The organism is Staphylococcus lugdunensis (genome assembly GCF_002901705.1).
Lineage (GTDB): Bacteria > Bacillota > Bacilli > Staphylococcales > Staphylococcaceae > Staphylococcus > Staphylococcus lugdunensis.
In genome coordinates, this window is record NZ_PPPV01000016.1 from 252165 (window position 1) to 270697 (window position 18533).

The 18533-nt window shown below is 33.1% G+C and carries 20 protein-coding genes; 6 read left to right on the forward strand and 14 right to left on the reverse strand.

Going from position 1 to position 18533, the window contains the following annotated elements; all coding sequences use genetic code 11:
- Positions 1-2: 2 nt before the first annotated feature.
- The 4 genes from nirB to CD041_RS08120 all read right to left on the reverse strand — a co-directional run bounded on the left by nirB (position 3) and on the right by CD041_RS08120 (position 5680).
- Positions 3-2408 (reverse strand): nitrite reductase large subunit NirB, encoded by a 2406-nt coding sequence (nirB, locus tag CD041_RS08105; RefSeq protein ID WP_002478706.1) that lies wholly within the window; start codon positions 2406-2408, stop codon positions 3-5.
- Positions 2409-2639: 231 nt separating this feature from the next.
- Positions 2640-3359, reverse strand: a complete 720-nt coding sequence (locus CD041_RS08110; RefSeq protein ID WP_080606514.1) for a sirohydrochlorin chelatase — start codon at positions 3357-3359, stop codon at positions 2640-2642.
- A 185-nt stretch (positions 3360-3544) separates the two neighbouring features.
- On the reverse strand, positions 3545-4363 hold the full coding sequence (locus CD041_RS08115) for a formate/nitrite transporter family protein (protein ID WP_070481853.1): 819 nt from the start codon (positions 4361-4363) through the stop codon (positions 3545-3547).
- A gap of 312 nt (positions 4364-4675) precedes the next feature.
- Positions 4676-5680, reverse strand: a complete 1005-nt coding sequence (locus CD041_RS08120; RefSeq protein ID WP_070648251.1) for a YdcF family protein — start codon at positions 5678-5680, stop codon at positions 4676-4678.
- A 134-nt stretch (positions 5681-5814) separates the two neighbouring features.
- On the opposite strand from CD041_RS08120, the gene CD041_RS08125 reads away from it, so the two are divergent.
- From CD041_RS08125 to CD041_RS08135, 3 genes are read left to right on the forward strand one after another with little or no spacing between them, the layout of a single operon-like run.
- Positions 5815-6504 carry a lantibiotic protection ABC transporter ATP-binding subunit gene (locus CD041_RS08125; RefSeq protein WP_002492834.1) on the forward strand — a complete coding sequence of 230 codons (690 nt, stop codon included), beginning with the start codon at positions 5815-5817 and terminating at the stop codon, positions 6502-6504.
- Positions 6505-6510: 6 nt separating this feature from the next.
- Positions 6511-7269: a lantibiotic immunity ABC transporter MutE/EpiE family permease subunit gene (locus tag CD041_RS08130; RefSeq protein ID WP_225306484.1), complete on the forward strand. Its 759-nt coding sequence runs from the start codon at positions 6511-6513 to the stop codon at positions 7267-7269.
- Positions 7266-7958 carry a BsaG family lantibiotic immunity ABC transporter permease subunit gene (locus tag CD041_RS08135; RefSeq protein ID WP_070648250.1) on the forward strand — a complete coding sequence of 231 codons (693 nt, stop codon included), beginning with the start codon at positions 7266-7268 and terminating at the stop codon, positions 7956-7958. Before CD041_RS08130 ends, CD041_RS08135 begins: the two co-directional genes overlap by 4 nt.
- A 159-nt stretch (positions 7959-8117) precedes the next feature.
- On the opposite strand, the gene CD041_RS08140 is transcribed toward CD041_RS08135, so the two are convergent.
- From CD041_RS08140 to CD041_RS08155, 4 genes are all read right to left on the reverse strand, one after another.
- Positions 8118-8297 (reverse strand): hypothetical protein, encoded by a 180-nt coding sequence (locus CD041_RS08140; RefSeq protein WP_002460294.1) that lies wholly within the window; start codon positions 8295-8297, stop codon positions 8118-8120.
- A gap of 61 nt (positions 8298-8358) precedes the next feature.
- On the reverse strand, positions 8359-8838 hold the full coding sequence (locus tag CD041_RS08145; protein WP_070648249.1) for an SRPBCC family protein: 480 nt from the start codon (positions 8836-8838) through the stop codon (positions 8359-8361).
- A gap of 53 nt (positions 8839-8891) precedes the next feature.
- On the reverse strand, positions 8892-9500 hold the full coding sequence (locus CD041_RS08150; protein WP_070648248.1) for a thioredoxin domain-containing protein: 609 nt from the start codon (positions 9498-9500) through the stop codon (positions 8892-8894).
- Positions 9501-9521: 21 nt separating this feature from the next.
- The gene (locus CD041_RS08155; protein ID WP_070648247.1) at positions 9522-9881 is read right to left on the reverse strand and encodes a DUF4467 domain-containing protein; all 360 of its coding nucleotides are present in this window, start codon (positions 9879-9881) and stop codon (positions 9522-9524) included.
- A 252-nt stretch (positions 9882-10133) separates the two neighbouring features.
- Here CD041_RS08155 and CD041_RS08160 point away from each other — a divergent pair, with 252 nt between their 5' ends.
- Positions 10134-11381, forward strand: a complete 1248-nt coding sequence (locus CD041_RS08160) for an aminoacyltransferase (protein WP_002478696.1) — start codon at positions 10134-10136, stop codon at positions 11379-11381.
- Positions 11382-11802: 421 nt separating this feature from the next.
- On the opposite strand, the gene CD041_RS08165 is transcribed toward CD041_RS08160, so the two are convergent.
- The 4 genes from CD041_RS08165 to CD041_RS08180 all read right to left on the reverse strand — a co-directional run bounded on the left by CD041_RS08165 (position 11803) and on the right by CD041_RS08180 (position 15552).
- A complete protein-coding gene (locus tag CD041_RS08165) occupies positions 11803-12534 on the reverse strand; it encodes an amino acid ABC transporter ATP-binding protein (RefSeq protein ID WP_070648245.1) in 732 nt (243 codons plus the stop codon).
- Positions 12531-13250, reverse strand: coding sequence for an amino acid ABC transporter permease (locus CD041_RS08170; RefSeq protein WP_002460302.1), 720 nt, complete (start codon positions 13248-13250; stop codon positions 12531-12533). Before CD041_RS08170 ends, CD041_RS08165 begins: the two co-directional genes overlap by 4 nt.
- Positions 13231-14010, reverse strand: coding sequence for a transporter substrate-binding domain-containing protein (locus CD041_RS08175; RefSeq protein ID WP_070648244.1), 780 nt, complete (start codon positions 14008-14010; stop codon positions 13231-13233). Before CD041_RS08175 ends, CD041_RS08170 begins: the two co-directional genes overlap by 20 nt.
- A 120-nt stretch (positions 14011-14130) precedes the next feature.
- Positions 14131-15552: an MDR family MFS transporter gene (locus CD041_RS08180; RefSeq protein ID WP_002460304.1), complete on the reverse strand. Its 1422-nt coding sequence runs from the start codon at positions 15550-15552 to the stop codon at positions 14131-14133.
- Between the two features lie 168 nt (positions 15553-15720).
- On the opposite strand from CD041_RS08180, the gene CD041_RS08185 reads away from it, so the two are divergent.
- Positions 15721-15822, forward strand: coding sequence for a putative metal homeostasis protein (locus CD041_RS08185; RefSeq protein WP_002478693.1), 102 nt, complete (start codon positions 15721-15723; stop codon positions 15820-15822).
- A 180-nt stretch (positions 15823-16002) separates the two neighbouring features.
- Here CD041_RS08185 and CD041_RS08190 read toward each other — a convergent pair whose 3' ends face one another.
- Positions 16003-16689: a 2,3-diphosphoglycerate-dependent phosphoglycerate mutase gene (locus CD041_RS08190; RefSeq protein ID WP_002460306.1), complete on the reverse strand. Its 687-nt coding sequence runs from the start codon at positions 16687-16689 to the stop codon at positions 16003-16005.
- 312 nt (positions 16690-17001) lie between these two features.
- Between CD041_RS08190 and CD041_RS08195 the strand changes: the two genes are divergently transcribed.
- Positions 17002-17427 (forward strand): aggregation-promoting factor C-terminal-like domain-containing protein, encoded by a 426-nt coding sequence (locus CD041_RS08195; RefSeq protein WP_080606513.1) that lies wholly within the window; start codon positions 17002-17004, stop codon positions 17425-17427.
- Between the two features lie 235 nt (positions 17428-17662).
- Here the strand turns inward: CD041_RS08195 and CD041_RS08200 are convergent, their stop codons facing one another.
- The gene (locus tag CD041_RS08200; RefSeq protein ID WP_002460309.1) at positions 17663-18529 is read right to left on the reverse strand and encodes a cation diffusion facilitator family transporter; all 867 of its coding nucleotides are present in this window, start codon (positions 18527-18529) and stop codon (positions 17663-17665) included.
- Positions 18530-18533 lie beyond the last annotated feature (4 nt).

Genomic DNA, 18533 nt, shown 5'->3' on the forward strand with positions numbered 1-18533 from the left:
GTTTACACCTTCTCAACTTCAAAGATTTTTTGTGCATGTTTATTGTGAACAATTGCTTGCCAAGGTTCTTCTGAAACTGCTTGTTTCGCATCCATGATACGTGTATATAATGCATCTTGTCTTTCAGGATCCAACAACACTGCTTTAACATTATCGAAACCTAAACGCTCTAACCAAGGAGCTGTACGCTCTGCATACACACCTGTTTCACGGTAATATTGCATCAATGCACCGCAAAGTTTAATCACTTCATCTTCTGTAGCTACAGTCGTTAAGAATTGACCTTTGGTTACTTCTGTACCACCGTTACCACCAATATAAATCTGGAAGCCATTTTCAACAGAAATAACACCAAAGTCTTTAACCCCTGATTCTACACAACTTCTTGGACAACCTGACACACCCATTTTAAATTTATGTGGTGTGTCGATATATTCAAATGTTTTTTCTAAACGAATTCCTAAACGCGTCGTATATTGTGTCCCAAATCGACAAAACTCTTTACCAACACAGCTTTTAACAGAACGAGTTTTCTTTCCATAGGCAGATGCAGAACGCATGCCTAAATCTTGCCATACTTGTGGTAATTGTTCTTTTTTCAATCCATATAATCCGATACGTTGTGAACCAGTAACTTTAACTAGCGGTACATCATATTTTTTGGCTACTTGTCCAAGACGTATCAATTGATCTGCATCTGTGACGCCTCCACGCATTTGAGGTATGACTGAAAACGTACCATCATTTTGAATATTGGCATGATAGCGTTCATTAGCAAAACGTGACTCACGTTCATCTGCATGTTCATGAGGATAGACCATATTTAAATAGTAATTAATAGCTGGTCGACATTTAGGACAACCATTTTTATCTTTAAAGTTCAAGACATGTCTCACTTCTTTAGATGTCTTTAAGCCTTTAGCTCTAATTTGTGTGACGATTTGATCTCTAGTCAGTTCTGTACAGGCACAGATTCCTGTTGGCTTAGCAGCGTAAAAGCCATCACCAAGCGTATACTCTAGAATTTGGCTGATTTGCCCTTTGCATTTTCCGCATGAATTACCCGCTTTAGTCATTTTAGTCACTTCTGCCACAGACGTTAAACCTTTAGATTTAATTGCATTTACAATGGTGCCTTTATCTACACCATTACAACCACATATCGTTTCGTCATCGCTCATATCAGCAATTGATAAACCAGCATCGGCACCTTTTTTCTGTAATAGTGCCATTAACGTATAATCTTCAAGTGATTCATGCTTTTTCATCATGCTATAAAACCTAGAGCCATCGTCCGTATCACCGTATAGTACAGCTCCCACAACCGCTTGATCTTTTAAAAATACTTTTTTATAAACGTTATCTACGCTATTAAATGCTTCTATACCGTGTACGTCTTCATCTTCAACAATTTGTCCAGCACTGTATAAATCGCACCCAGATACTTTTAAGGATGTGAATGTTGTTGAGCCATGATAGCCCTCTGTTTTTCTACCAGTTAAATAATCGGCTAACACTTTGCCTTGTTCATATAAAGGAGCAACAAGTCCATATACGTGTCCTTGATGCTCAGCACACTCTCCAACAGCATAAATATGTGCATCACTCGTTTGTAAATAATCATTAACGACAATACCTCTGTTGACCTCTAGTCCAGCATCACGGGCAACTTGCACATAAGGTCTGATACCCACTGCCATCACAATAAGGTCTGTTTCTATCACACGACCATCTGCTAATTTAATAGCTTCAACATCATCTTGACCAATAATTTCTTGTGAGTTCGCTTGTAACTCAATCTTCATACCTTGTTGTTCCAAATCCGCTTTGAGTAATGCGCCCGCCTTTGCATCTAATTGCATTTCCATCAACCAATCTGCTAGATGTAAGACAGTAACTTCCATGCCTTGATCTAATAATCCACGCGCACATTCTAATCCAAGAAGACCGCCTCCAATAACGACGGCACGTTTTTTCGTTTGTGCAATTGTCATCATTTGTTCAGTATCTTTAATCGTTCTCCAACCGATTACACTTGGCAAATCAGCCCCTGGAATAGGTAATACAAAAGCTGATGAGCCTGTGGCAAAGATACAAATATCATAAGAAACCGTTAGCCCTTTTGATGTTACAACATATTGTCCTTCGCGATTAACGTGCTCAACTGGGTCATCGATAATTAAGTTAATATCATGCGCTTTGTACCAATCAAATGGATTCATAATTGTGTCGTCAATCGTCATTTTATTTTGTAAAATATTGGATAGCATGATGCGATTATAGTTAGGATAAGGTTCTTTACCAATCACTGTAATGTCAAAGGTTGAATCGGAACGCTCTAGTATTTCTTCTATCGTGCGTATACCTGCCATACCATTACCTATCAACACTAATTTTTGCTTAGCCATAATGTCGCCCCTTTTAATCTTTTAAAGATTGCTGGAAATACCTATGCCCTTAAAGGTTCATTAACTTGATTAATAATATTCCAGCTATCACTTTTCAATTTTATTGTAGACCAATACAGGCCATTTTTGTGAATAAAATCACAAAATTAGGGAATTCCCTAACATAAAAAAACAACCAATAAAGTGCGAAACTTTACTGATTGTTACTGATATCATCTTTAATTATTTTCTTTAAAATGATAATTCCTCAAGACGTGCGCTAATAATATCTTTCAAAAGCGGATCGAAATTCAGAGATGGTGTAATAAGCAATTCTGATTGTATGTCCATTTGCGCGATTAGTTTTTTTACTTTATTCACTAAGCGTCCATCATATAAAAACATTGGCACGATAATTAACTTGGAAAAGCGCTTAGCTAACTTATCCAAATCATTTTTAAAGCTTATATCGCCATACAATGTTCTGGAGAATACAGGATAATCTGTAGCTAGCTGATGATTAAAGGTTTCTAATTCATCATGTGCTTGTGTATAAGAGCGACTACCATGTGCGATTAAAACAACTGCTACTTTACCTTTGTCATCTTTGTCGATATGAACTTGTTCAATGCGTTGTTGAATAATTTCCTGCATTAATGCATGCGTTCCTAAAGGCTGACTTAAGCGATAGTTAATATTTGGATGTTGCTCCTTTATTTGTGCTAATATTTCTGGAATATCCACTAAATAATGCATGGCAGAAAAAATGAGTAGTGGCACAATTTTAAATTCTGTTTCTCCTTGATTCAAATAATGCGTCATGATGCGTGAAATACTTTTTTCTTCACTTTCAATAAACGCCAAATCATATGGATAGCTTTCATGCTCTAACAATTGAGCCACAAAGCCTGTTAATGCCTCATTTTGATTTCCTTGACGCATGCCATGTGCGACTAAAATATTCGCTACCATCGTATCCCCCCGATACATGATTAATAATGTTGATTAAAATAATAAGATTTAATGTATCATAAGTCAATATTTTTCTAAAAAAGGAGCGTAACGTCCTACATAAAAGTCTGTTACACTCCAAAGCTGTATTTAGAATTTCTAAAATATAATCTATATATTTCATTATAGCATCTATATCATTTTAATTATTTAACTAAACTATCTCGTGTACCATTCAGGTATGCATATACGAAACCAATAAAGATACCGCCACCTATATAGTTACCAATAAATGCAAAAACAACATTTTTCAATACACCTAACCATGACAAAGCATCCAAATTAAAGAAAGCCATACCTGCATATAATCCTGTATTAAAGACAACGTGTTCATAACCCATAAAGACAAAGACAATCACGCCACACGCAATGAAGAATGCTTTTGCTAAACCTTCTTTAAACTTCATAGAGACAAAAATACCAATATTGATAAAGAAGTTACAAAAAATAGCTTTAACTAAAATATTGTACCATGTCGAATCAATCGTTTTCTTATGTACCAATGCCGTTAAGCTTTGAATCATTTCAGGTGTCATAATATGCGCAAATTTCATCAAGAAAAATAAAAAAATCCCACCAATAATATTACCAATAAAACAAAAAGTAACCACTTTCATTATTTTAGACATAGAAATCACTTTATAATACCAACCCACAGTCAAGTACATAAAATTACTCGTCAATAGTTCTGAATTAGTTAATACGATCAATACTAAGGCTAAGCTAAATGCGATTGCACCAAGCAAATTAACCAGCCCGTCATTTGTTCCGGCAAACTGTGTCTTAACAGCAAACATAAATACTGTTACAATCGCCAATAAAAAGCCAGCCATGATTGCTTTTACCATATATCTCCCTGGCGTCTTATCAAGCATGACTTCCTTCATTTGCACTTGTCCAGCTGCACTTTCAATTTGTGCACGTGTCGCATGTGTGTCATCAAGTGTCTTTGCATTTTTTAACATCTAAACTTCCTCCTATGTATGTCATCATTTAATATAGACCTATTATATCCATAAAGACATAATAAAACTATAAAGCTTTAAAAAAATACACATAATATATGAAAATTTTAAAAATTAAAATGTAACATACTATAAATTTATCGCTTTTGAAATAATACATGTATTTTCTATGAAAAGCTGCTTATGTATCACACAAATTCTAAATAAATCGACATTCTATATTTGAAACTAAAACATATAAAAAGCTTCCATTAAAGATTGAGCTCAACGCCCTCCCTAATGGAAGATACTTATATTACTATATTAAATCTTTTAAATATTTACCATTGTAAGAATATACCATGCGATACTAGCCAACATAATTACAAGATGAAACCACCAATCCATTTTAATAATGGCAATCACTTCTCTAATAAAAGCATTGGTGAAAAAATAGCTTTTCGTTTTACTGCCAACGCTGTAAAAATTTTTGAAATGCAATTTTTTCGCTAAAAACATCGCTCTTAGAATATGAAAATCATTTGTGCATATTAAAATATTAGGTTTATTTAATGGTAAATTTTCTATCATTTCCTTAGAAAAATATAAATTTTCATATGTCGTTTTCGATTGTTGTTCACAAATAATCTCATCCTCAACGATACCTTTATCTACTAGATATTCCTTCATAGCAACTGACTCAGGTCGCAGCTCATCATCACCCTGGCCACCACTCACTAAAAACAAATGCTGCTTATTATTTTGCTTTTGATAAATTTCTAAGCCTGCATTAATTCTACTAGCTAAAAGTGGTGTAACTTTATTATTTATTAAACCGGATCCTAGCACTAAAAAAATATCAATAGACTTATTGCTATTTAATGTTGAATAAAATATAGCTAAAAGCCAGCAGCTCAATATTAAGCCAAAAAAATACGTAAATATTAACGTAGTGAATAAATATGTTACAAATATATATTTTGACACATCATTGTTAACGATAAACGATACTGGAAATAAAGCAATCAAAATTACAATCCACATCGCTAACGATAAACTCAAATAGTTTGTAAGACGACTGCCTTCATTTTTCAATAATTTTTTACTATCCCAAAATAAATAGAGAATAAAGGCGATAATCACGAGCATTGACAATAATAAATAACTACTTAAAACCATTAAGTTAAAATCAAATAATCTATTCAAATAATAAGATACTAAAATATACATTAAAACAATGATAATAGACGTACAGTAAATATTAAGTCGACTATTTGCTTTAAACAGTAAATATGCTATACCTAAAAGAATGAAAACAGCCAATAATAATATATACATTTTTCCTCCTTTAATTAAATTCACTATAACACAACAATGTTTAAATGATTACTTATTTTGTTACTTACAAAAGTGTAAGTAGTAATATTTTTTTCTCGTGCTACGATGAAATTAATCACAGAGGAGGTATCTTAATGAACACTTACAAAATAGAAACCAAAAATTTATCCAAAAAGTTCAAAAACAATGTAGTCTTAAATGATATTAATTTAAAAGTTGCTCCAAACGAAGTCTATGGCTTATTAGGTATTAATGGCGCTGGAAAATCAACATTACTTAAAATCATTTGTGGTATATTATCCAGCTCACATGGCGAAATATTTTTAGATGGCGCACAGATGGTCAGAAATGATTTATCAAATATTGGCTCGTTAATAGAGTCCCCGCCCACTTATAACCATCTAAATGCTTATGATAATCTAAAAATCGTAGCTTTAAATGAAAATATACCTTTTGACAATATTCCACAAGTATTAAAAAAGGTCAAACTGAAAGTAGATAAACAGAAAAAAGTTAAAGATTTTTCACTGGGAATGAAACAACGTTTAGGCATTGCAATGGCGCTAATAAAAAAACCAAAGTTATTAATACTCGATGAGCCATCAAATGGCCTTGACCCTTATGGTATACAAGATTTAAGAACATTATTGAAAGATTTAACTCAGCAAGGTACAAGCATCATTGTATCAAGTCATATACTTTCCGAAATACAAATATTAGCTGATCATATCGGTATTATTCACAACGGTAAATTAAAGTATCAAAAAGAAAATAATACTAATGAAAATCTAGAAAAAATATTTTTCGATATTACAAAGGAGTAAATTATGATGAAAAATTTAAAGACTGAATTACTTAAATTAAAAAGTTCCTCAGCTATGTATATGCTCATTTCATCGCCATTAATATTTTTAGCTTTTGCAATATTTACGGCGTTATTTGCTCAAGGTCAACCTGATAAGAATGAACTTTCTCCATATTTATCTTTGACGTTTAATTTATGGCCGTTTTTCGTGATACCTATACTTACATGTATCGTTGCTAACTCTCTCCTCAATATGGAAATAAAAAACAATCATTTTTCTTATTACAAAAGCAACAATTGGTCTATTAACAGCATGATTAAAAACAAAATCATTGTAACCATCATAGGCTTTATCATTCATGCTATCTTGATATTTATCGTTTCAATGATTGGTAACGCATTAACTTCTGGTGCTCCAATAAACCCATTACTAATATTCGTGACGATAACACTTATTTTAATTTCTAGTTTATCGTTGATACCTATAAACTTTATTTTAGTGAGAAATACAGGTGTTTTTCTTGCGATATTTCTAAATCTTTTTTTATCAATATTAAGCATAATTACTATAACTATGACAAAAATATTTTGGATTCTCCCTTGGTCTTATATCGGTAGAATTCCATTAATCACTTTATCATTACATCCAAATGGTACTTTATTATCTAAGTCGAGCCCATTTTTTAATGATTTACATGCTTTATTAATCGTTTTAATCGTAAGTACCATTTATTTCGTTGCATTTTTCTTCTTAAATAATAATAAATCTTGGAGGATAAAATGATAAATGAATTTAAAATCATAAAATTAAAATTTATATCAGACATTTTAACCTATATACCACTCATGTTTACACTTTTTTATATTTTATGTATTGATCTCTATTTAGGTCCCTCATGGCATAAAACAGCTATTCAAATATATACTGGTTGCTTTAATGCGATTACGCCATTAATATTGTCCATCACAGTGTTTCAGACAATTAAATTTGAAGAGGGCATAGGACATTTCAACCATATTTTAAGTAAGACTAGCCGTTTATCATGGGCTCTAGCCACACTCATGTATATTTATATAAACTACGTCCTATCGTTAATCATTTCTACTTTAAATTTAATCATCATGAGTGAAAACTTAAATATTAGCTTATTTTACTTATTGACTAGTCTGCTATTTAATATTTTAATAACAGTCATCATATTTATGATCGGTCTCTTTATCAAAAGCGTGCTTGCAATTGTTGGAGGTATATTTAGTGTAATATTTAACATCTATTTTGGTATGGAAGTTTTAGGCGACCAGTCATGGTATTACATGCCAATCACATATGCTACACGCTATATTCCTATGTATATCCAAAATAGTGTACCTTATGTTTTAACGTTAATCCTATACGTTATGAGTTTAATCATTATTTGTGGCTTTTTAATGCTAACCATTAAGAAATGGTCAGGTAGAAAAATTAATGATTAATTTATAAGGTACATCGTATTGATTATGAGGCTCATATAAGCAATATTTATCAAAACTTACAGTATAAGGAAAAATGCTATTAACGAATTGAAATAGTTCATTCATTAATAGCATTTCCCAATTTATTCTTATAATAATAGGTTAAGTTGTTCAACATACCTATTGACGTTTGAGTTGTGATAAAATTTTTAATCCTAAAGCAAAGTAGCCATAGCCAAGCGCTAGTCTTAAGAGATATTTTAATGTAGGACTTTTAATCCACTTAGAATTAAATATTAATGTCGGTACCAATGTACTATATGCATATAAGACTAAAACTTTTAAATATCTTGATTTCATTGTTATCAACCTCTTTTCAAGATTATTTTAACGTAATCGCATTAAATAAAGCGTGTCATTTTCATGACAATTCTTTTTTTAGTAGTTGTTCAAGCTGAGTTAAAGTCTTTCGCATACCAGTTTCAACACCCATGGATAACGCTTGTTCAGCAGCTGTCGCAGTTGGAAAAATAGTCGTAGACGTCACTTCTGTTTGTTGCTTATTCAATTGTTTGAATTCTAATACCACTTTCATCCCTGGTAATCGTGTATCTTTATCACCGTCTTTTGTAGCAAAGAAATCAAAGTAAACAATCTGATACGGTGCTTGAACCATATGGTATTCGGTTAATGTATAACTAGTCGCTTCTGGTGTTGTAATAGCATAAAATGCTTTTCCACCAGTCACTGCTTCAAAATGATAGACCTTAATTTTAGCACCTGGTGGATGAAACCATTGTTCAAATAGTGATTGTGTTGTATAAGCCTTGAACACTTCAATGATAGGAGCATGAAATGTTATATGCGCAATGATTTGATTTAATTGGCGTTCAATGTGCATATGACCTATCCTCCTTTATATGTTAGTTGATCAATATGTTTTTTACGAAGTGCTTATTTATCAAGTTGTTGTTCCCAGCTTTTTATATCATATGGGTCTTTTACTTTTTTACCATTAATAAATACAGTTGGTGCTTTGGATATATGATGCTTCTTATATAATTGTTTATCTTTATCAGCCGCTTTCCATGACTGACTATTTTCTTGTTTATAATCTGCTTTGATTTTGTGCTTTTGTTGTTGACTAATATTAAGTTGATCTATTTGTTTGTCGATTAATTTTGGTGTAATCCATTCTTTGTCATCATTTTTCTCTTGTGCAGCGTATATTTTTTGTTGAAAATCTAAATATGCTTGTGGGGCAATAGCATTAACTGCATGGCCTGCACGCGCACCAATAATGGAATCTTTGCCTAAAAAAGCCATGTTGATGAATTGATAGTCTGCTTTACCTGTATCAATATATTTCTTTTTAATTGTTGGCATGACTTGTGTTTCTACTTTTTTACAATATGGGCACTTGTAATCGCCATACTCAACGATAAGGGGTTTATTATGTTTAGTAGCTTGTGGTGCACTTGGAGCGTCTTTCTTTTGTTGTGCACATGCACTTAAAATAACTAAAAAAGTCAATAATAGTATGATGGATAATCGTTTTTTCATATGTGCTCCTTAACGTTTAGGTTAGTTCATATTTTCTTCTTTATAATCTGGATCGTGCTTTTGAATATATCCCTTTGCATCGAAATTTTCTTTAAAACTTATCGTTTTACCACTAAATTGATACGCATAATAGTGAATCTCATCATTATCACTAAGCGGTTTATATCCTAAAATGACATATTTGCCATATTCAAAGACATAAATGTTAGCATCCTTTTTATCAAAATGCTTAACGACGTCGCCTTGATCATGTTTTGCTAAACGTTCTTGCTTATCATCTTGCATTTTAACCGCCTTATCTATCTTTTCGGTATATTTACCACTGCTGCAAGCTGTCAGCAGTAGAACGATTAATGTTAAGGCCATTGCTAACTTTTTCAAGTTATTCACTCCTAAGCTTTTAATTTATTTAATCTAGGATTCCCTATCATCCTTTAATACATGTCTAATCATACAACGATACGGGCAAACGTGCCAGTTGAAATAACAAGTTAATAAATGTTAAATAATATAATATTACTTTTATTCCATTTTCGAACTTATACAACTAAAGTATGATGGAATAATATGTGTATTTATAATGTAATTTTGTTACACTATACCTATTCAGTAAAATAGAGGAGTAGATTTAATATGAAGTTCATGACTATCACTGCAGAAGAATTCGATCAATTTACAAAAACACATTTTTCACATTATACCCAATCAAGTATGCATTACCTCACTCGCTCAGAAATGAAACATGATGTTCATTTGGTTGGCGTAAAAGATGACCAGAATGAAGTAATTGCTGCTTGTCTATTAACGGAAGCACCTGCCTTACGCTTCTTTAAATACTTTTACACCCATCGCGGTCCAGTCATGGATTACAGCAATATTGAATTAGTTCATTATTTCTTTAAATCTCTCACAAACTTTTTAAAACAACGCAATTGTCTTTATGTCCTTGTTGATCCATATATTTTAGAGAACTTACATAACGCAGATGGTGAGATTTTAAAATCTTACGACAATCGTGCAGTAATAAAAACATTAGAAGATTTAGGTTATAAACATCAAGGCTGGTCAGTTGGCTACGATATGATGAGTCAAATTCGTTGGCTTTCTGTACTGGATTTAAAAGACAAGAACGAAGATCAATTGATGAAAGAAATGGATTATCAAACGCGTCGCAATATTAAAAAAACCTATGAAATGGGTGTCAAAGTTAAAACATTGCCGATTGAAGACACGCATACGTTTTTCGAGTTATTCCAAATGGCTGAAGAAAAGCATGGTTTTTCATTTAGAGATGAACCTTACTTTATAGAAATGCAAAAAATATACCAAGATCATGCAATGCTAAAATTGGCTTATATCGATTTAAATGATTACTTGGCTACGTTAAAGGCAGATCGTGATAAATTGAAGCAACAGCTTTCAGACATAGAAACTGCTTTACAAGAGAGTCCAAACTCTAAGAAAAATAAAAATAAACATACACAAGTAACGCAACAAGTTGCAAGTAATCAACGCAAAATTAAAGAAACTGAAACTCAAATGGATAAAGAAGGTCATATCTTAAATTTAGCGGCTGCATTATATATCTATAACGACCATGAAATGTATTATTTATCCAGTGGTTCAAATCCAAAATACAATGCTTACATGGGTGCATATCGTTTACAATGGGAAATGATTAAATTTGCGAAAGAACACAATCTCGACCGTTACAATTTCTACGGTGTTACTGGAGACTTTAGTGAAGATGCCGAAGATGCTGGTGTACAAAAATTTAAAGAAGGCTTTAACGCTCAAGTATATGAATACATTGGAGATTTTATTAAACCAATTAAACCGGTATTTTATAAACTACAACAATTTATCGCACATAGAAAATAATTAGTTGGGTCAGGTTACCTAAAAAATTAAGAAGCAGGACAGAATTCATATAAAAATATCCAGTAAATAACTTTTATAAATTCATTTACTGGCTTCTTTATTTACTCGTATTGTTGGCTCGCTTTCTTAGGGGACAGCTTCATCTTGTCCTGTTCATTCAAGAGTCTCACCAAAATACGGCGCATTTATATGTAATTTTATATCAACATAATTAAAAACAGTCTGGGACATAATTATGTTTTAAGTTATGAACTCTATATTGGCAGTAGTTGACTGGATTAAAAATACGCTTATACCAAGCTTTTTCAATCCTAGTCAACCTTGCCGGGGCAAGACTAAGAATTCATTATGAATTCTGTCCCGCTCCCTTTTTTATTTGTCCAAGAACTTTATGCCCCAGACTCCTAATCATTCTATGTTGTTATTCTTCATTAATGACATTCAAAAAGCGTCTTAGCTCATCTGTTTTTGGTTGATTAAATAGTTGTTCTGGTGGACCTTGTTCCCCGATAATGCCGTCATGAATAAACACGATACGGTTAGACACTTCTTTCGCAAAGCGCATTTCATGGGTCACAATAACCATCGTCATTCCCTCATCTGCAAGCTCTCTAATCACTTTCAATACATCTGTAACTAGCTCAGGATCTAGCGCAGATGTAGGTTCATCAAAGAGCATGACCTTAGGATTCATGGCTAATGCACGCGCAATAGCTACACGTTGTTGTTGTCCACCTGATAAAGCGTGGGGACGCTGGTCTTTGACACTTATTAAACCTACCTTTTCTAATAAAGCTAATGCTATACGATCCGCTTCAGACTTTTTCATTTTCTTAACGGTAACTAATCCTTCCATCACATTCTCTAACGCTGTTTTATGAGGAAAAAGATTATAGCTTTGAAATACCATACCTGATTGTTTACGCACATTAATTTGTGACTTCTTATCATCTGCCGTGTAAGTAACACCGTTAACTGAAACCGTTCCTTCAGTTGGAATTTCCAATGCATTCATCATTCTTAATAATGTTGTTTTACCAGAACCAGAGCGCCCAATAAATGTGATGACTTCTCCTTTTTCTACCGTCAAATTGACGCCTTTAATCACTTCTTTATCATTGAAGGATTTATGAATATTGTTAAGTTCTATCATGAACGATACCCTCTTTCAATTTTAGATTCATATAATCCTTGGAGCACTGAAATAATAAAGCAGACAACCCAATACATGATGGCTACTAAAATATATATTGTAAAATATTCATACGTTGTTGAAGCCACCTCTTGTGCTTTACGGAACATTTCCGCTACTAAAATAAAGCCTAATAGCGATGTATCCTTTATCAAGCTTAAAAATGTGTTTCCTAAAGCAGGGATAGACACACGAATAGCCTGAGGTAAAATGATACGTTGCACCGTTTGACGATAAGTCATCCCAATGGAATATGCTGCTTCAGTTTGTCCTTTCGGAATGGAAATAATACCACCACGAATAATTTCGGATGCATACGCACCTACATTTAGAGATAAACCTATAATTGCAGCAATAACTGGTGCAAGTGTCCATTGATTATCTGCATCACCTGTGATTAATCTTCCTAATTCTGGTATACCATAGAAGATAATAAATAATTGTACAATCATTGGTGTGCCTCGAATAATTGAAACATATATACGTGCAATGGCTCTTAATATTCTACTGGTTGATATTCGCATTAAAGCAGTAAATAATGCAAGAATTAACCCAAGAATAAAAGTCACAATTGTAATCGGAATAGAATATTTAACTAATCCTTCTAACATAGGTCCGAAGGCTTGTCCAGCTGCGTCTAAAGCATGTTGCTGTTCATTATTGAGGTTTAGAAACATCTTCACCAAACCATTTCTTACCTATTTTAGCTAATTCGCCACTATCTTTTATTTTTTTCAAGCCTTCATTAAAGTCTTTAACGACTTTACTGTCAACCTTTTTAGAAAAAGCAAAGCCAGATTTACTTTGTTCTGCCTGACCTTTAATAGCTTTAATCTTAGCGTTCGGTTTTTGTTTTGTGTAGTCTAAATAAGATAAACTATCGTTAAAAGTACCATCAACACGATTAGATAATAATAAGTCCATAGATTGGTTAAATCCATCCACTTTAGTAATATCAGCGCCTTTATCTTTAGCTAATTTACCATAGTTAGATGTAAAGGTTTGCGCTAATTTTTTTCCTTTAACATCGTCAAATGATTTAATATCCTTTTCATTGTCACGCACAACTAACACAGCATTTGAATATGTGTAAGGCGTTGAAAATTGATATTTTTGTTCTTTTTCTTTATTGATGCCTACTTGGTTTGCAATGACGTCAAAACGGCCCGCATCTAAACCAGCAAACATTGAATCCCAAGATGTTTCATTAAATTTAAGTTTATAACCTTCTGCTTTTGCGACTGCTTTAATCACATCTATATCGTAACCAGTTAATTTATCTTGTTTATCATGATACGTAAATGGTGCATAAGTTCCTTCTGTTCCAACCTTTAAGGTTTTATCACTACTCGCTTTATCATCTTTAGATGATCCACCATTTCCACATGCTGCTAATACAAAAACAAGCGCAATTACTGTAAATAAAAGTCTTTTCATCTGAATAGTCCCTCCATATTCCTATTATTTCTATCAGAATAGAATAATTTTAATCCTATCCTTACTATTAGTCAATAAGGAGTTACTCATTACAATCATTTTTCATGCCTTTACATAAGCCTATTGACGCTGATTTTTTAACATAAAAGTAAGCAATAAACTAATAACTGTAATGATAACAGCAAATAAAAATCCAGCATGATAGCCATGTAACACCGCATCAATTTTTATTTGAGCTGTCATCTCAGCTTTGGTCATTCCACTATATTGTTGTATATCTGGCGAAAATGCTTGACTTGCTTGGGAAAGAATAGTGATTAAAGCCGCCGTCCCAATTGATCCAGAGATTTGTTGCGCTGTATTCGTCATGGAAGAGCCATGTGCATTTAACGCATGCGGTAATTGATTCATAGTATGTGTCATAATAGGCATTAAGCTCAGAGCGATACCAATCATTCGTATACCATAAATTGTTGTTAAAATAAGTGCCGACGTATGCTCATCCATAAAAATGAAATAACATGTTGTCACAATAACAATAATGACACCTATAAATGCTAACAATTTCACGCCAAAGCGTTCATATAATGCGCCAGATATCATTGACATTATTGCCATCACTATTGCACCAGGTAACAACATTAATCCAGAATCTAATGCTGAGCGGTGTAAGACATTTTGTACAAACATCGGAAGCACGGTTTCTGAACCTATCATTGAGATCATTGTTACTGACATAATCGCTAGTCCAACGGCAAATTGCTTATTTTTAAAAACTTCAAAATTCAATAATGGTACGTCAAGTTGATATTGTCGCCACACAAATAAAGCAATAAAAATCACACCAACAATTATAGTTGTCAGCACAATAGGATTATTCCATCCGTCTGTTGCAATAGAGCTCACTCCATAAAGCAAGCCACCAAATCCTAATACTGACATTGTTATGGATAAAGTATCGATTGGAGCATACACTTTTGTGCCAACATTTTTAACCGTTTTTAAAGCAATTAAGAATGTGAATGCTGCAATAGGTGCTACTACGTGAAACAACGCTCTCCAATCTAAATATTCAACTAAATAGCCAGATAATGTCGGCCCAATCGCCGGTGCTAGTCCAATTACTAAGCCAAAGGTCCCCATATATTTGCCGCGTTCATGTGGCTCGAAAATATCTAAAATCGTTGTCATCATCAGTGGCATCATAATGCCAGATCCTAATGCTTGAATAATACGTGCGATTAATAAAACAGAAAAATGAGGACTAAATCCGCCAATTATCGTCCCAATAAAAAAGACAGCAATTCCGACTAGAAACACTTGTCGTGTCGTATAACGCTGAATTATAAAGGCAGACAAAGGAATAACAACACCGTTTGTTAATAAGAATGCTGTTGTTAACCACTGCACTTGTGAATACGCAATATGAAAATCTGCCATAATACTAGGTAACGCGGTTGTTAGCAATGTTTCATTAAGCAATCCAAAGAATCCGCCAAATAACATCGTGATAATCATTGTAAGTTTTTGTTGTAGTGACATATGTTCCTCCCACTAAAATAACATCATACATTTCATAAATAATAGCTATTTTACTAATAAATTCAACACTCCCCTAATTTTTTGCTTAAAATAAAAATAAATCGTAATAATTCCTATTTACAAAACATGATTAATCCGTCATACTATATGAATAAGGGAGGCGATAATATGAAGCAAGATGTACAAACTGCACGTCGAAACTTAAAAAGCCCTAATATTAAAACTAGAAAACGTGCATTAAAAATTATCAAGCAACATAAACGCAAGTAACCCTATCACTCACTTAATAAATAGAAAACAAATTGTTGCATATTATTTTAATATTTCATTATTCATACTTATCTTTATTCACACTTATACTTTATATTTATCTTTGTTTCTTAAGCACTTACATTGAATGACATAAAAGCCATTACGTCGCATTTCACGCAACGTAATGGCTTTGATTTATTAAAGATAATATTTATTTGTAACGTTTAAGTTATCATCTAATTCATAAACAAGTGGCGCACCTGTTTTAATTTCGTAACCGATAATGTCTTCATCTGAAACATCTTCTAAGTATTTAATTAAGGCGCGAATAGAGTTACCATGTGCAGAAACTAATACTGTTTGACCATCTAATAAATGTTGTGAAATATGGTCTGTCCAAATTGGTACAACACGATCTAATGTAGTTTTTAAACTTTCAGAGTATGGCATCATACGTTTATCTAAGTGACGATATTTTCTGCTTTGTAGATATTCTTCACGTTGTGCTTCTGTTTCAGCTGGTGGTTCAATATCATATGAACGACGCCATTTATGAACTTGTTCTTCACCAAATTCTTTTCGCGCATCATCTTTATTTAATCCTTGAAGCTTACCATAATGTCTTTCATTTAAACGCCAGCTTTTATGCACTGGAATCCATAACTGATCTGATTCTTTAAGGATATAATTTGTAGTTTCTAGCGCTCTTTTTAACAGTGATGTATAGGCTACATCAATTTCGATGTTGTTCTCTTTAACCTTACGTCCAGCTGTGACTGCTTCGTTAATACCTTGTTCAGATAAATCGACATCAGTCCATCCTGTAAATAAGTTTTTTGCGTTCCATTCACTTTGTCCATGTCTACATAAAATTAATTTAGGCATGTAAAACACCTTCCTATAACTGAGATTTTCTTGTTGCAGTGAACAATGTATTTTTTTGTTACTTATATTATAAAACGACTTGCACAAGATTACTATCATTGACATGCTATTTTTGTAATAAATTACCTGAAATTGTGATCTAGCAGTGATATTTGTCGCAAAATTGCAAAAGTTGTTATTAAATTATGAGCTGTTAGTAACCACCAATGACTTAATCTTTGCTATAATTAAGTTTCCGTAATTGATTTTGATAACGTAAATAAGGGAACCGTTTTTCTTCATATTATCCTGTTTATTAAAGGAGTTTTTATTATGAGAAAATCAATATTAGCATTTATCGCTACGGTATCAATTGGGGCAGCAAGTGCTGAAACTTATACACATACGGCACATGCAAATGACTTAACAAATGAACAACAAAAATCAACACCACCTACCACACAGTCTATACAAACAACAACCTCTTCTCCTGAAAGTGATAACGATGTAGATGCTGTATATGACCGCTTTATGGCTGCAGGTGGGACTGAAGAACTTTGGGAAAAAATTGTGTTACCTGAATCAGGAGGCAATCCGCATGCTAAAAATGGAGAATATTTTGGCTTAGCACAAACTAAGTTATCTTGGGGCTATGGAACCGTTGAACAACAAACACGTGGCATGATTGAATATGCTCAGTCGCGCTATGGTTCAATCAATGCAGTAGTTAGATTTCGGACAACGCATGGATGGTGGTAAGAAAGCACACTAGGAACAGACAGCCATACATTACGGCGTATTGAATATAACAGAAGCGGGAAAAATTTATTATGAATTCGTAGTCCCGCCCCGGCAAGGTTGACTAGGATGGAAAAAAGCTTGGTATAAGCGTATTTTCAATCCCTTCAACAACTGCCAATATATAGTAAATAGCCTAGAACATAATTACGTTCTAGGCTATTTACTCATAACTTAAAATTTTTTAATTCAAAATCTATTGGTAATATGGTTCAGGATGGACATAAACAGATGAAATTCCCTTACCATGCAGATGGCTTTCAACCCGATCACAAATATCATGTGCCTCTTTAAGCGATAGTTTAGCATCAACAGCAATTGTTACATCTAAAAATATACTGCTACCATGATAACGTCCTTTTAAACTATTCACTTTAATCACATCCGCTACTTCCAACACATCATCACGATATTGTTGTAACTCTTCCTCATTAAAGCCGTCACTTAAGGCAAATATCGATTCTTTAAAAATGCCAAACCCTGTATAGATAATTAAAAAACCTAAAATTGTAGCTAAAATAATATCGACAATTGGTAAACCAAATTGTGTAAACACTAGCCCTATCGCCGTTCCTATACTCACTAAACTATCCGATAAATTATCTTTCGCTGCTGAGTTTAGTGAGCTGCTATTTGTTTTCTTAGCGAGTTGGCGATTAACTATATAAACAGCGAACATGATTATACCGCTAATTGCACTAATCACAATTGTTATCGCACTTGGTGTGTGGTGGTCTCTTGTAATTAATCTAGGTACATTTTCAATAACAACTTGAATACCTACGAACATGATTATAAATGATACTAATAATGTTGATATATTCTCTGATTTTAAGTGACCATAAGGATGATTTTTATCTGCAGGTTTAATCGATATTTTCAAGCCTACAATCACTGCCAATGACACTACAATATCTGTCATATTATTTAAGGCATCCGCTCTTACTGCCGCAGAATCATAAATAAAACCTGTAAGATATTTCGTAACAGATAAAATAATATAAACAATCAAACTGAGATACGCGCCACGCTGTGCCAGTTTTAAATTTTCACTTTGCGACATTCAA